The organism is Rhodoferax potami (assembly GCF_032193765.1).
Lineage (GTDB): Bacteria > Pseudomonadota > Gammaproteobacteria > Burkholderiales > Burkholderiaceae_C > Allorhodoferax > Allorhodoferax potami.
Window position 1 is genome coordinate 1623796 of record NZ_JAVBIJ010000001.1, and the last position, 14826, is coordinate 1638621.

Sequence of the window (14826 nt, forward strand, 5' to 3'; positions counted from 1 at the left end):
CCCGCATATCAGTCGGGTAAGCAGACTGATCAGTCTATTTACCCGATAGGAATAATCAACTTTACAGATTGACGATGTTGTCTGTCCCTGGCGCGCCAAAAGCCTGCTCTTTCAGGATGGTCAATTGGTCGCGTACCCGTGCTGCTTTTTCGAACTCGAGATTGCGCGCATGCTCCATCATGAGCTTCTCCAAGCGCTTGATTTCACGCGACACATCCTTCTCGCTCATGTCTTCCACTTGGGCACGCTGATGGGCATCGCGCTCCAGGCGCTCGGCCTCTTTGCCCGCTTTTTCGCTGTAGACGCCATCAATCAGGTCGCGTACTTTTTTGACAATGGCTTTTGGCGTAATGCCTCGCTCCAGGTTGTGGGCGATTTGCTTTTTGCGGCGACGCTCGGTTTCGCCGATGGCGCGCGCCATGGAGTCCGTGATCTTGTCGGCATACAAGATGGCTTTGCCTTCCAGATTCCGGGCAGCACGGCCGATGGTCTGGATCAATGAACGCTCGGAGCGCAAAAAGCCTTCTTTATCGGCATCCAGAATTGCGACCAGCGAGACCTCCGGGATATCCAATCCCTCCCGCAGCAGGTTGATCCCCACAAGTACGTCAAACGTGCCCAAACGCAGGTCGCGCAAAATTTCAACCCGCTCTACGGTGTCCACATCGCTATGCAGGTAACGCACCTTTACGCCGTTATCGGTCAAGTAATCGGTGAGCTGCTCCGCCATCCGTTTGGTCAGGGTCGTGATCAACACGCGTTCGTTTTTGTCGACCCGGATCCGGATTTCCTGCAGCACATCATCTACTTGGCTACCCGCCGGACGCACCTCGACCTCAGGGTCCACCAAGCCCGTGGGGCGCACCACCTGCTCCACCACCTGCCCGGCATGCTCGTTTTCCCATTGAGCAGGCGTAGCTGACACGAACACGACCTGCCGCATTTTGGTCTCGAACTCTTCAAACTTGAGCGGCCGGTTATCCAAGGCGCTGGGCAAGCGGAATCCGTACTCCACCAGCGTGGTTTTGCGCGCCCGATCGCCGTTGTACATGCCACCGAACTGACCGATCAACACATGGCTCTCGTCCAAAAACATCATCGCGTCTTTGGGTAAATAGTCGGTCAAGGTCGACGGTGGCTCGCCAGGGGCAGACCCGCTCAAATGGCGCGAGTAGTTTTCAATGCCTTTGCAATGCCCCACCTCGCTAAGCATTTCCAGGTCAAAGCGGGTGCGTTGCTCAAGGCGCTGCGCCTCGACCAGCTTGCCCATGCCGACGAACTCTTTCAAGCGACCCGCCAACTCGGTTTTGATAGTCTCCACCGCTGCCAGTACTTGGTCGCGGGGCGTCACGTAGTGGCTGCTGGGGTAGACGGTAAAGCGGGGGATTTTCTGGCGGATGCGCCCTGTCAGCGGGTCAAACAACTGCAGGCTCTCAATCTCGTCGTCAAACAGCTCGACGCGGATCGCCATCTCGCTGTGCTCGGCCGGAAAGATATCGATGGTGTCACCCCGCACCCGGAAGGCACCCCGGCTGAAATCCATGTCATTGCGCTGGTACTGCATGCGCACCAATTGGGCAATCATGTCGCGCTGGCCCATACGGTCGCCGGTGCGCAGGGTCATCACCATCTGGTGGTAACTCTCTGGCTTGCCGATACCGTAAATGGCCGACACAGTCGCCACAATCACCACATCCCGCCGCTCGATGATGCTCTTGGTGCAACTCAGGCGCATTTGTTCAATGTGCTCGTTGATCGCACTGTCTTTTTCAATGAAGAGATCGCGCTGCGGCACATAGGCCTCGGGCTGGTAGTAGTCGTAGTAGCTGACGAAATACTCCACCGCATTCTTCGGAAAGAACTCGCGAAACTCGCTGTACAGCTGGGCGGCAAGTGTCTTATTCGGGGCAAACACGATCGCAGGACGACCCAAACGGGCGATCACGTTCGCCATGGTGAACGTCTTGCCCGACCCGGTCACGCCCAGCAAGGTTTGAAAAACCTCGCCATCTTCCACACCACTCACCAGCTGATCAATCGCTTCCGGCTGGTCCCCCGCAGGCGGATAGGGCTGGTACAGCTCAAAAGGCGACCCCGGGAAACTGACAAAGGTACCGGTACGCACTTGCGCCGAATCATCGTTTTCCACGACGGCGAGGGGCACGGGATTTTTGGAGGCAGGCATGAGAGTAGGTCCGGACAGCAGAAAAAGCACGAAACCCAAGACTGTAGACTAGCTGCGCAACTGTAGGGGGTTTGACTTGCAAAGCACTTTGTTTCCCGGGGTACGGCTACCCCTTGTTCAGGCACCCATGGCGGGCGCACAAGGTGCCGCCTTGGCCGCTGCCGTCTGCAACGCAGGCGCACTGGGCTCTTTGCCAGCGGCCATGCACACACCTGAGTCGCTGGAGCGCGAGCTCGCCGGGCTACGCGCGCTCACACCACACCCATTCAATGTCAATTTCTTCTGCCACTCGCCACCTGTAACGGACCCGGTTACCGAGGCGCATTGGATGGAAACCCTGCATCCGCATTACCAGCAATGGCAGTTGACCGGCCAAGACATGGTGCCCGGGCCGGGCCGGGCACCTTTTTCAGAGACCATGGCTGAGGTGCTAGACTCGTTTCGGCCCGCAGTGGTCAGCTTTCATTTTGGCCTGCCGGCTCCTGCGTTGCTCGCGCGGGTCAAAGCCATGGGTAGCTTGGTGATGTCGTCCGCCACCACAGTGGAAGAAGGTCTCTGGTTGCAGAACCACGGTGCCGACATCGTGATTGCACAGGGTCTGGAGGCGGGTGGGCACCGGGGGGTGTTCTTGCATACAGACCTCAGTACCCAGCGCCCCTTGGCGGAATTGCTGCCGACATTGGTCCAATCACTGCGCGTCCCGGTGCTAGCTGCGGGCGGCATTGCAAACGATGCCGATGTCGCCGCAGCGATGGCCATGGGCGCTGCGGGTGTGCAGGTAGGTACAGCCTATCTGACCTGTCACGAGGCTACGACCAGCGCGCTGCACCGGAGGGCACTCCAAGCGACACCACCGCGCACCACCGCGCTCACCAACATTTTCACCGGCAGGCCAGCCCGCGGCATCGTGAACCACGCCATGCAAAGCCTGGGCCCCATGAACCCTGAGGCACCCGCATTTCCGCTGGCCACGGCGGCGATGGCCCCGCTTAGGGCCCGTGCCGAGGCAGCCGGCTCGGACGACTTCAGCCCCTTGTGGGCCGGCACCAACATGCAAGGCTGCTTGAGCGAATCCGCAGCGGACACCACCCGCAGGCTCGCCAAAGGCTTTGACACGATCGCATCGTAAGAGCGGGCACCATCTCGGTGCCGTTTAAAATACGCATTTCCTCCGCGGCTCTCCACAGAACCGTTCATCGCCCCCTCCGTTCAGGACTTATTCATGTCTCTTTTTACTGCCGTCGAAATGGCTCCCCGTGACCCTATCCTGGGTCTGAACGAACAATTCAACGCTGACACCAACCCCAGCAAAGTGAACCTCGGCGTGGGCGTGTATTTCGACGACAACGGCAAGCTACCCCTGCTGCAGTGCGTGCAAGCCGCTGAAAAGACCATGATGGACAAGCCCACTGCCCGTGGCTACCTGCCGATTGACGGTATTGCAGCCTACGACGCAGCAGTGAAAGCCTTGGTATTCGGCGCAGACTCTGACGTAGTCAAGAGCGGCCGCGTGGCCACCGTGCAAGCCATCGGAGGCACCGGCGGCCTGAAGATCGGCGCTGACTTCCTGAAGAAAATCAGCCCCAACGCCACCGTGCTGATCTCGGACCCCAGCTGGGAAAACCACCGCGCGCTGTTCACCAACGCCGGCTTCGCCGTGGACACTTACCCCTACTTCGACCAAAGCGCCAACGGCGGTTTGGGCGGTATCAACTTTGACGGCATGCTGGCCAAGTTGAACGGCGCCGCAGAAGGCACCATCGTGCTGCTGCACGCTTGCTGCCACAACCCTACCGGTTACGACATCACCCCCGCCCAGTGGGACCAGGTGATCGCTGTTGTCAAGGCCCGCAAGCTGACCGCCTTCCTCGACATGGCTTACCAAGGTTTCGGCTACGGCATCGCTGAAGACGGCGCCGTGATCGCCAAGTTTGTGGCCGCTGAGCTGAACATTTTTGTGTCCACCAGCTTCTCCAAGAGCTTCAGCCTGTACGGCGAACGCGTGGGCGCCCTGAGCGTGGTCGGCAGCAGCAAGGAAGAAACTGACCGCGTCCTGAGCCAACTGAAGATCGCCATCCGCACCAACTACTCCAACCCACCCACCCACGGTGGCGCCATCGTGGCTGCGGTGCTGAACAACCCCGAGCTGCGTGCCCAGTGGGAACAGGAACTCGGCGAAATGCGTGTGCGCATCAAGGCCATGCGTCAGAAACTGGTGGACGGCCTGAAGGCTGCTGGAGTCACCAAGGACATGTCCTTCATCACCACCCAGATCGGCATGTTCAGCTATTCCGGCCTGTCCAAGGACCAGATGGTGCGCCTGCGCTCCGAGTTTGGCGTGTACGGCACCGACACCGGCCGCATGTGCGTGGCTGCCCTGAACAGCAAGAACATCGACTACGTCTGCCAGGCGATCGCCAAGGTCGTCTAAGACCCTATGCGGGGCGGATGCTCCGCTGAAGCAGCTATCTTTTTGATAGCTGCTTGCGCATATTCCACGGGCGTCAATGGAGACAAGTGCATGAAGAAAATAGCCTATGCGTTGGGAGCCCTGCTTGGGCTGATTTCCACCACCGCAGGTGCATGGGGCAACCACACCCTCGCAGCCTACCGGGCACTGGAGGCGATGCCCGAAGTCGCCAACGCGGCGCCTGTGACTGTTGAGGCCCTGGAAAGCTTCCTCAAGGCCGAAGAAAAGACCATCGAGGCCTTGCTGGCAAGCCATGAGGCTTGGGCGGCGGCCAATCTGCAAAGTTACCCACCCCGCCCCTCCAAGCTGGCTTTTGTTGCCAACCCTAATCGAAGTGACGAAGCGCGCCGCTTGGCATTTACCCATGCCTTGCGAATCGCCCCTAATAGCCGGTTTGCACTTTTCATTCAGCCCGACCCGAAGCTCAACGCCTCGCCCGCACCACGCTTGGCCTCGGAGACTGTCACCACCTTGCCCATGCTGGGCAATGCCAGCCAAAAATTTCAACCCCTCAAGGTGGGTGACACCGTAGCGCCCTTGGCGGTTGCCGCCAGTGCCGCTGACGAGCCGGACTACGGGCTGGACATCAACCTGTTTGAAGACAGCCCCTCCGAGTGGGGCAAGATGTACGGCTTCGGCACCCTTCCCTTCGGCAACCCCTTGCTGGTGTATGGCAGCCAAGCGCCATTCCACATGGGTTTCATGCATGAAAACAAGGTGCTGTACACCGCGGCGCCCTTCATCAAGCGGACCTTTCCCCAGTTGCGGGTGTACCAGTACTCCACCCTCGCCTCGCTGGCCTTCCGCACCGGCCACCCTTATTGGGGTTGGCGCTTTACCGGCCTGGCACTTCACTACATCCAGGACCTGACCCAGCCTTACCACGCGAGCCTGTCGCCCGGCGACTCGACGCTGAAACTGCTCGCCATCAACGCCATGGCCATGGCGGGGCTCTCCGGCATGAAAAACGACATGGTGACCTTGCTGTCGAACCGGCACTTGGCACTGGAAAAATACCAGTCTGAAGTACTGCTGAACTCCGCGCTGGCCAAGCAAGACACCCCGATTGATCAGGCCCTGCGTCAAATAGACAAAGACGCCAGCTACCCCGAATGGCACGACTTGTACCTTCGCAACGTGGTGTCTGCACAGGCGGCCTCGTATGGCAATCGCATCGCCCAAACACTCGTGGACAGCATGCCCCCGGGATTCGTGTCCGACCCGAATTACGACTTCGGCGCCAATGAAGAACGGGTGACTTTGGTGAAGGAACTGGTGAACGTCCCCACCGAGGCCAAACTCCGGCTGGACGCGCTCGTCGCGGAGTTGCTCGCCAACTTCGGCGCCCACAGCCGCAATGCGGTCCGAGGGATTCTCAAGGCAAGTAACCGCTGATTTGCGCACTCCTGTTATATTGCACTGCAACATTTTCCCGAAAGCGAGCCTCTCATGCTGTACCAGCTCTACGAAACCCAACGCTCCCTGATGGAGCCGTTTTCCGATCTGGCACTGGCGGCGGCCAAGTTGTATAGCAACCCGCTGTCCGTGGCCGGACAAAACCCCTTTGCCCAACGCCTGTCCGCCAGCTACGACCTGATGCACCGCCTCGGCAAGGACTACGAAAAGCCCGAATTCGGCCTGCGCACTATTGACGTGGATGGCGTGGACATCGCGATCCATGAGCGGGTAGAACTCAGCAAACCCTTCTGCGAATTGCGCCGTTTCAAGCGCTTTACCGACGACACCGCAACCCTGGAAAAAATCAAGGGCCAGCCGGTGGTGCTAATCGTGGCACCCCTCTCGGGCCACTACTCCACCCTGCTGCGCGACACGGTCAAGACCATGTTGAAAGACCACAAGGTCTACATCACCGACTGGAAAAATGCCCGTCTAGTGCCCTTGTCGGACGGCGAATTCCATTTGGACGACTACGTCAACTACGTGCAGGAGTTCATCCGCCACGTGCAAGGCAAGTACGGCAACTGCCACGTCATGAGCGTCTGCCAGCCCACCGTGCCGGTGCTGGCCGCGGTGTCGCTGATGGCAAGCCGCGGTGAGACTACGCCTCTGACCATGACCATGATGGGCGGACCGATTGATGCCCGCAAATCCCCCACCGCGGTCAACAACCTGGCCATGAACAAGAGCCATAGCTGGTTCGAAAACAACGTGATTTACCGTGTGCCCAGCAACTTCCCCGGCTCCGGGCGCCGCGTGTACCCCGGCTTCTTGCAGCACACCGGCTTTGTGGCCATGAACCCCGACCACCACGCCAAGAGCCATTACGACTACTTCAAGGACCTGATCAAGGGCGACGACGCATCGGCCGAAGCCCACCGCAAGTTCTACGACGAGTACAACGCGGTGCTAGACATGGACGCGGACTACTACCTCGAGACCATCCGGGTGGTGTTCCAGGACTTTGCGCTGGTCAGCGGCACCTGGGATGTGCGGGGTGAAGACGGCAAGATCGAACGCGTCAAGCCTGCCGACATCACCACCACCGCCCTGCTGTCGGTGGAAGGCGAGCTGGACGATATCTCCGGCTCCGGCCAGACCCGCGCGGTACACGACATCTGTAGTGGCGTGCCCAAATCGCTACAAAAGCACTACGAGGCCATGGGTGCCGGGCACTATGGCATCTTCTCCGGCCGCCGCTGGCGCGAGATGGTGTACCCGCAGGTCAAGGCTTTCATCAAGAGCCACAACAGCCAAGCGAGTGCACCTGCGTCTACAGAGACGGCTGTGGTAGAGACTGCTGTCGTAGAGGCTGTTGCAGCCGCGCCTGCCGCCATTTCAGAGCCAAAAGCGACTCCAGCGCCCGTAAAGACTGCGCCAGCAGCTACTAAAAAGGTAGCACGCAAGCGGGTCAGCACTACCAAGTGAGTACGGTCCTGGAGGCTGCGCCTCTGCTGGCGCAGCAGCTGCTGGACGCGCTGCCGCAAACCCAGTGCACCCGCTGCGGGTATCCCGATTGCGCCGCCTATGCCGGCGCAATGGCGCGTAACGAAGCCCCCATCAATCAGTGCCCGCCCGGAGGCGCAGAGGGTATTGCGCGCCTGGCGGCCATCACCGGTAATCCCGTCATTCCCCTGAACCCGGAGTTCGGGCAGGAAGGGCCGCGCACCGTCGTCTTTATTGATGAAGACTGGTGCATAGGCTGCACCCTGTGTATCAAGGCCTGCCCGACCGATGCCATCATCGGCAGCAACAAGCGCATGCACACGGTGATCGAGGCACACTGCACCGGCTGCAACCTGTGCCTGCCGGTATGCCCTGTGGATTGCATGTTGGTGGAAACTGTCTCAGGCGATCGCACCGGGTGGGATGCCTGGAGCGTGGAAGACGCCTTGAAGGCGCGCCAGCGCTACGAAAGCCGCCAAGTGCGGCAGGCCCGCGAGGCTGAAGAGCACGCCCAAGCGTTGGAAGCCAAAGCGCGCATGAAGCTGGCAGATATGGCCACCCATTCCCAACACACCGATGAAGCGGTGTTAGACCAAAAACGTGCGGTCATTCAAGCCGTGCTCGCCAAGGCCCGGGCTCGACAAGCTGGCAAGGCTGACTGAATCTACCAGTCGCCCTGCCGCCCAGTGAGAGCACAAAGGAATTAGACGCTGGCCATCAGGCTCTTGTAGACGCCGCAGCCCACGTACATATCGTCCACCTTCACCACATAAGACATCTTGGTTTGTACCAAGCCCGTCAGCGGGTTCGCGATCTCGTACTCCACCCAGCCTGGTGCATGGTCCGCCTGGTTCACGATGGCGGCGATCAGCGCGTTGCCATCAATACCCGCCACGTCTTGCACCCGCGTGCCCACTTTGGCCTGATTGCCGGCAAAAGCCAGATACTGGCCACTGCGGTCCAGCACGAAAACATACATATCCCGATCGAACAGGCCGGTGTGTTGCGCGGTGACTTCTCGCACAAAGGAATCGCGCCCGCTGTGGCTGCGCCGTACTTCCAAGGCCCTATCTACCAGCTGGCGGGCCTCATCGGCAGAACCTTGTTGGAGTTTGAACACCGCAACCGCATCGGCTAGCACACTGGCCCGGTCTTGCAACGCGGTGGCCTGCCCCACGGCCTGCTCGACCATCGATGCGTTTTGCTGAGTGATCTCATCGAGTTGACGGATGGCCGTGGTGATTTCCGTCAAGCTCGCGCTCTGCTCTGAACTGGACGCTGAAATCAGCGACATGTGACTTGCCACACCACGCACGCCTTCTGCGATCGCGGAGATATTGCTGCCAGCTGCCCGGATCTGTTGCACCCCGGCGGCCACTTGCTGTGACGAAGTGGAAATGAGCTGCCGGATCTCTTTAGCAGAGGCTGCAGACCGTTGCGCCAAGGAGCGCACCTCGGTTGCCACCACCGCAAAGCCCCGCCCAGACTCCCCGGCGCGCGCAGCCTCCACCGCCGCATTCAACGCGAGGATGTTGGTCTGGAAGGCCAGGCCGTCAATCACGCCGACGATTTCATCCATCCGGCGGGTACTGGCTTCAATCGCCTCAATCGACGCAATGGCCTGACTCATGCCGACGGCGCCTTGCTCTGCGGTTTGGCGCACACCCTGTGCCACCCGGTCTGACTCTTGCGCAGAGTTGGCGTTGTCCCGGACGGTCGACGCTAGCTCTTGAACGCTGGCAGAGGTCTCTTCCAGATTCGCGGCTTGCTGCTCGGTGCGGTCAGACAGGTTGCGATTACCCATGACCAGCACTTCACCTGAATTGGCAACCAGCGCCGAATTGCTCCGCACACTGGCGACCATCACCGAGATGTTGTTCACCATCACATCCATCGAATGGGACATGTCTGAGAGCTCGTCATTGCCCCGGATACGAACCCGGTGGCGCAAGTTGCCACTGGCCGTCTCTTGCATGAACAACAGCACCTGGCGCAAATCGGAGAGAAAACTCAGATTGAACGAGAGCATCAGGTAAATCAGCATCGTGAGTGCAAATGCACTCCCGGCGATCAACAGGTAGAGCGAGGTGTTCAGGTCGGCCTCGCGCTCACGGAGTTGGCGCACCATTTCTGTATTGACGGCCTTGTGATAGGCGCCAATGGCATCGATAGCTTGGGTACCGGCAGCAAAATACGCCTCGGAGTCCCCGCTGGCAGCACCCGGCTTGAACCGCTCTTTAGTGAGGGCGACAAACGCGTTCACCGCGGACTCAGCGGCGTCACCACTTGCGTTCTTGAAACCGACACCGGCAAGAATTTTTTGCGAATACTGCACATCCCGCATCCAAGCTGACAGGGCATCAGCCAACACATTGACCCGCGCAACCGCGGTGTCGCTGACCGTGGGTTGGCTCAGGAAACCGGCTCCCGCGCCGCGCAAACGGCCGATCTGCTCACGCAGGGGGATCAAGCGTGACACCGACATATCCATTAGCAAATAAGTCACTGGCACGGGGTCATAGAGCAAGCCAGATTTGTCGGCCACGCCGTAAACGAACCGGGTCAAGTCTTCAACCAATGCGGTGTGGACAGCAAACGCTTGGGGCGCATCTTTGCCGTCAAGGCTGGCAAACAGGGCATCCAAACGGCTGCGCAAATCTGCCCATTCATTGGGCACGTCCAGTGCGAGCTTCTCGCCCATCACTTTTTCCAACTCGGTACGCGCCTCTGCGAGTTGGGTGCGTGTTTTGTCACGGGGGGTCTGGGCTGCTGCATTGCCCAGCAGCAGCATATTGGTTTGACCGCGGTGCGACTGAATCAAGCGGATCAAATCGGTCGCTTGCTCCACCACCACCACGCCGTCAACCTCGGCCCGAATGATTGCGGTATCGCTCAGCGTTTGCCGCAGCAGCTGCGAAACCATCAAGATCATGGGGAGCAAAGCAACCAGGAACACGATGGCCAGCTTGGCACCAAAACGCATCTTGCGCATGCCCCACATGCCGGGGTACAGAAACTTCACAAAGCTCATAACGGGCGTTCCTTGGAAATTCTTCAACTGCTTTGACTTTATCGCTTTTTCACGGATAAATGGTAGAAAAAAGGGGGGCTTTGCCCCCCGTGTTTCCCCTCAAACTGCCACGCCAAGAGCGCGGGTCAGCTCAATGCCGCGATCACTTCAGCGGGGGCCTGCACCAGCTCGATGAGCACGCCCTCCCCTGCAATCGGGAATTCGTCATTGCTTTTGGGGTGCAAAAAAGTGATGTCGTAGCCCGCTGCCCCTTTGCGGATGCCGCCGGGGGCAAAGCGCACGCCTTTGGCAGTGAGCCAATCTACCGCCACCGGCAGGTTGTCGATCCACAGGCCCACATGATTCAAGGGCGTGGTGTGCACCGCTGGCTTTTTGTCGGGGTCCATGGGCTGCATCAGGTCAACTTCCACCTTGTACGGGCCGGAGCCCATGGCGCAGATGTCCTCGTCCACGTTCTCTTTCTCGCTTTGGAAGGTCCCCGTGACCTCCAGGCCCAGCATGTCCACCCACAGAGTTTGCAAACGTTTCTTGTCGGGACCGCCAATGGCGATCTGCTGGATACCCAAGACCTTGAAGGGGCGTTTCGCTGCAGAACCGGTCATACAAACTCCACGATGGCTTGGTCCACGCTCAGGCTCTCGCCCTTGGCGGCCAGCACCTTGCCCACCACACCGTCTGCGGCGGCAAACAGCACGTTTTCCATCTTCATGGCTTCGATCACGGCCACACGCTCACCGGCCTGCACCTTTTGGCCGGGCACCACTGCCACATCGACCAGCAAGCCGGGCATGGGCGAGAGCACGTAGCGACTCATGTCGGGTGGCGCCTTGTGCGGCATCAGCGTGTGCAGCTCAGCCATGCGGGGGGACATGACCAGTGCGTCGATGCGGGTGCCGTTGTGCTGCACACGCAAGGCCAACGGGTTCTTGGGGGTGCCGCGCTCCACCTGGGCCGTGAAGGCTTTGCCGTTCACCGTGCCGGTAATGGCGATGTCGTTCAAGCGTGATTTGCTACGAATAACATAGCTGCTCGCGCCCACCCGCACTTGGGCGGAGCCGGTTTCACCTTCAAACTCATCCACATGCACTGCGGTGTAGCTATTGTTGCCCGCAGCATCCAGCGTCACCACCACATAGTCTTTGCCCGCATCCACGGCATAGCCCGGCAACTGGCCGGACATGCCCGCTGCACGCTCGCGCGACTTGCGGCGCACAAAGGCGGCCAGCGCGGTCAGGAACGCTGCATCGTCATGCGGCACGTCTTCCGCAAAGAAGCCTTTGCCATAGTTCTCGGCGATGAAGCCGGTGTTGAAATCGCCGCTCACAAACTTGGGGTGGGCAAGCAGAGCTGCCTGGAACGGAATGTTGCTCGACACACCGCGGATCACAAAGCCATTAAGGGCCTCGCGCATCTTGGCAATCGCGTCATTGCGGTCCTTGCCGTGCACGATGAGCTTGGCAATCATCGAGTCGTAGAACATGGGGATCTCGCCGCCGTCCTGAACGCCGGTGTCCACGCGTACGCCTTGCAAGTGCTCGGTGTCGCCCTGCCACATGGTCTGCTCAGGCGGCGCAAAGCGCACCAAGCGGCCGGTGGACGGCAAGAAGTTGCGGAACGGGTCTTCGGCGTTGATACGGCACTCAATGGCCCAGCCATCGCGCTTCACGTCGGCTTGCGTCAGCGGCAGCTTTTCGCCGGCCGCCACGCGGATCATCAGCTCTACCAAATCGAGGCCGGTGATGCATTCGGTGACCGGGTGCTCCACCTGCAGGCGGGTGTTCATTTCCAAGAAGTAGAAGTCCTGATCTTTGCCGACCACAAACTCCACGGTGCCGGCGCTCTGGTACTTCACGGCCTTGGCCAGTTGCACCGCCTGCTCGCCCATGGCTTTGCGGGTGGCATCGCTGATGAAGGGGCTTGGCGCCTCTTCAATCACCTTCTGGTGGCGGCGCTGGATGGAGCACTCGCGCTCGTTCAAATAGATCACATTGCCATGGCTGTCGCCCAGCACCTGGATCTCGATGTGGCGCGGCTCCTGCACAAACTTCTCGATGAAGATGCGGTCATCGCCAAAGCTGTTGCGGGCTTCGTTCTGGCAGCTGGAGAAGCCTTCAAAAGCCTCTTTGTCGTTGAAGGCAACGCGCAGGCCCTTGCCACCGCCGCCGGCCGAGGCCTTGATCATCACGGGGTAGCCAATGCCCTTGGCAATCTCAACCGCCTGCTCCGGGCCCGCAATCGCGTCGTTGTAGCCGGGGATGGTGTTGACCTTGGCCTCGTTGGCCAGCTTTTTGGAGGCAATTTTGTCGCCCATGGCGGCAATGGAATGCGCCTTGGGGCCGATGAAGGCAATACCTTCATCTTCGCAGCGCTTGGCAAAGGCTTCGTTCTCGCTCAAGAAGCCGTAGCCGGGGTGCACGGCTTGTGCGCCGGTTTGTTTGCAAGCAGCAATGATTTTCTCGGCCTGCAAATAGCTCTCGCGGCTAGGTGCGGGGCCGATGTTGACGGCCTCATCCGCCAGCGCCACGTGGCGGGCCTCCTTGTCGGCGTCCGAATAGACGGCAACCGTCTTGATGCCCATTTTCTTGGCGGTAGCAATGACGCGGCAGGCAATTTCGCCACGGTTGGCAATCAGGATTTTGGTGAACATGGTGCTTGTCCTTTTCTTGTTCTTCGGCGATCAGAGTGGAATGTTCCCGTGCTTGCGCCACGGGTTTTCCAGCTTCTTGTCCTTGAGCATGACCAGCGAACGGCAGATGCGTTTGCGGGTTTCGTGCGGCAGGATCACGTCGTCGATAAAGCCACGCGCACCAGCCACAAAGGGGTTGGCAAAGCGGGCTTTGTATTCGGCCTCTTTGGCCGCCAATTTCGCAGGATCGCCCTTGTCTTCGCGGAAGATGATTTCCACCGCGCCCTTGGCACCCATCACCGCAATTTCTGCGTTGGGCCACGCCAGGTTCACGTCGCCGCGCAGGTGCTTGGAGGCCATCACGTCATACGCGCCGCCGTAGGCCTTGCGGGTGATGACGGTGATCTTGGGCACGGTGCACTCGGCGTACGCGTAGAGCAACTTGGCGCCGTGTTTGATGATGCCGCCGTACTCTTGCGAGGTACCGGGCATGAAGCCGGGCACGTCCACGAACGTGACCACGGGGATATTGAACGCATCGCAGAAGCGCACAAAACGCGCAGCCTTGATGGAGCTCTTGATGTCCAGGCAACCTGCCAAAACGAGCGGCTGGTTGGCCACGATGCCGATGGTCTGGCCGTCCATGCGCGCGAAGCCGATGATGATGTTCTTGGCGTACTCGGGCTGAATCTCGAAGAAGTCGCCATCGTCCACGGTTTTGACGATCAGCTCCTTCATGTCGTAGGGCTTGTTGGGGTTGTCGGGCACCAGCGTGTCCAGGCTCAGGTCCTTGCGGTCGATAGGGTCGCCGCTCTTGCGCACCGGCGCCTTCTCGCGGTTGCTCAGGGGCAGGTAGTTGTAGAGACGGCGCAGCATCAGCAGCGCCTCCACATCGTTCTCAAACGCCAGGTCGGCCACGCCGCTCTTGGTGGTGTGGGTGAGTGCGCCGCCCAGCTCTTCAGCGGTCACTTCTTCGTGCGTCACGGTCTTCACCACTTCGGGGCCGGTGACAAACATGTAGGAGCTGTCTTTCACCATGAAGATGAAGTCGGTCATCGCAGGGCTGTACACCGCGCCACCGGCGCTGGGCCCCATGATCATGCTGATCTGCGGAATCACACCGCTAGCCATCACATTGCGCTGGAACACATCGGCATAGCCGCCCAGAGAGGCCACACCTTCCTGAATGCGGGCACCGCCCGAATCGTTGAGGCCGATGACCGGAGCGCCCACTTTCATGGCCTGGTCCATCACCTTGCAGATTTTCTCGGCATGGGCTTCGGACAGCGCACCACCAAAGACCGTGAAGTCCTGGCTGAACACGAACACCAGGCGGCCGTTGATCATGCCGTAGCCGGTGACCACGCCGTCGCCGGGGATCTTCTGCTCGTCCATGCCGAAGTCCACGCAGCGGTGCTCGACAAACATGTCCCACTCTTCAAACGTGCCTTCGTCCAGCAGCACTTCCAGGCGCTCGCGCGCTGTGAGCTTGCCTTTTTTGTGCTGCGCATCGATGCGCTTTTGCCCACCGCCCATGCGGGCCAGCTCGCGCTTGGCTTCCAGTTGTACGAGGATGTCTTGCATGCTTGTCTTCCTTCAGGTCAGAAAAT

Annotated in this window: 10 protein-coding genes; 5 read left to right on the top strand and 5 right to left on the bottom strand. The window is 60.0% G+C overall.

Annotation, left to right across the window (positions count from 1 at the left end; all coding sequences use genetic code 11):
* Window positions 1-61: 61 nt before the first annotated feature.
* A complete protein-coding gene (gene uvrB / locus RAE21_RS07745) occupies window positions 62-2185 on the bottom strand; it encodes an excinuclease ABC subunit UvrB (RefSeq protein ID WP_313875917.1) in 2124 nt (707 codons plus the stop codon).
* Window positions 2186-2261: 76 nt separating this feature from the next.
* On the opposite strand from uvrB, the gene RAE21_RS07750 reads away from it, so the two are divergent.
* The 5 genes from RAE21_RS07750 (at window position 2262) to rsxB (ending at window position 8221) form a co-directional block, all read left to right on the top strand.
* The gene (locus RAE21_RS07750) at window positions 2262-3314 is read left to right on the top strand and encodes an NAD(P)H-dependent flavin oxidoreductase (RefSeq protein ID WP_313880873.1); all 1053 of its coding nucleotides are present in this window, start codon (window positions 2262-2264) and stop codon (window positions 3312-3314) included.
* Window positions 3315-3407: 93 nt separating this feature from the next.
* Window positions 3408-4616, top strand: a complete 1209-nt coding sequence (locus RAE21_RS07755) for an amino acid aminotransferase (RefSeq protein WP_313880874.1) — start codon at window positions 3408-3410, stop codon at window positions 4614-4616.
* 90 nt (window positions 4617-4706) lie between these two features.
* Window positions 4707-6050, top strand: a complete 1344-nt coding sequence (locus tag RAE21_RS07760; protein ID WP_313880875.1) for a hypothetical protein — start codon at window positions 4707-4709, stop codon at window positions 6048-6050.
* 54 nt (window positions 6051-6104) lie between these two features.
* Window positions 6105-7541, top strand: a complete 1437-nt coding sequence (locus RAE21_RS07765) for a polyhydroxyalkanoate depolymerase (protein WP_313880877.1) — start codon at window positions 6105-6107, stop codon at window positions 7539-7541.
* On the top strand, window positions 7538-8221 hold the full coding sequence (rsxB, locus tag RAE21_RS07770) for an electron transport complex subunit RsxB (RefSeq protein ID WP_313880878.1): 684 nt from the start codon (window positions 7538-7540) through the stop codon (window positions 8219-8221). The genes RAE21_RS07765 and rsxB overlap by 4 nt, the downstream gene beginning before the upstream one ends.
* A gap of 41 nt (window positions 8222-8262) precedes the next feature.
* Here the strand turns inward: rsxB and RAE21_RS07775 are convergent, their stop codons facing one another.
* The 4 genes from RAE21_RS07775 to RAE21_RS07790 form a co-directional block, all read right to left on the bottom strand.
* Window positions 8263-10590, bottom strand: a complete 2328-nt coding sequence (locus RAE21_RS07775) for a methyl-accepting chemotaxis protein (protein ID WP_313880879.1) — start codon at window positions 10588-10590, stop codon at window positions 8263-8265.
* Window positions 10591-10715: 125 nt separating this feature from the next.
* Window positions 10716-11192: a VOC family protein gene (locus tag RAE21_RS07780; protein ID WP_313880880.1), complete on the bottom strand. Its 477-nt coding sequence runs from the start codon at window positions 11190-11192 to the stop codon at window positions 10716-10718.
* A complete protein-coding gene (locus RAE21_RS07785; RefSeq protein WP_313880881.1) occupies window positions 11189-13237 on the bottom strand; it encodes an acetyl-CoA carboxylase biotin carboxylase subunit in 2049 nt (682 codons plus the stop codon). Before RAE21_RS07785 ends, RAE21_RS07780 begins: the two co-directional genes overlap by 4 nt.
* Window positions 13238-13267: 30 nt before the next feature.
* The gene (locus RAE21_RS07790) at window positions 13268-14800 is read right to left on the bottom strand and encodes an acyl-CoA carboxylase subunit beta (protein WP_087493582.1); all 1533 of its coding nucleotides are present in this window, start codon (window positions 14798-14800) and stop codon (window positions 13268-13270) included.
* Between the last annotated feature and the right edge of the window lie 26 nt (window positions 14801-14826).

Coding starts and splice junctions, on each gene's coding strand:
- uvrB (WP_313875917.1), bottom strand. CDS start 2,185: ATGCCTGCCTCCAAAAATCCCGTGCCCCTCGCCGTCGTGGAAAACGAT.
- RAE21_RS07765 (WP_313880877.1), top strand. CDS start 6,105: ATGCTGTACCAGCTCTACGAAACCCAACGCTCCCTGATGGAGCCGTTT.
- RAE21_RS07790 (WP_087493582.1), bottom strand. CDS start 14,800: ATGCAAGACATCCTCGTACAACTGGAAGCCAAGCGCGAGCTGGCCCGC.
- RAE21_RS07775 (WP_313880879.1), bottom strand. CDS start 10,590: ATGAGCTTTGTGAAGTTTCTGTACCCCGGCATGTGGGGCATGCGCAAG.
- RAE21_RS07785 (WP_313880881.1), bottom strand. CDS start 13,237: ATGTTCACCAAAATCCTGATTGCCAACCGTGGCGAAATTGCCTGCCGC.
- RAE21_RS07760 (WP_313880875.1), top strand. CDS start 4,707: ATGAAGAAAATAGCCTATGCGTTGGGAGCCCTGCTTGGGCTGATTTCC.
- RAE21_RS07780 (WP_313880880.1), bottom strand. CDS start 11,192: ATGACCGGTTCTGCAGCGAAACGCCCCTTCAAGGTCTTGGGTATCCAG.
- RAE21_RS07755 (WP_313880874.1), top strand. CDS start 3,408: ATGTCTCTTTTTACTGCCGTCGAAATGGCTCCCCGTGACCCTATCCTG.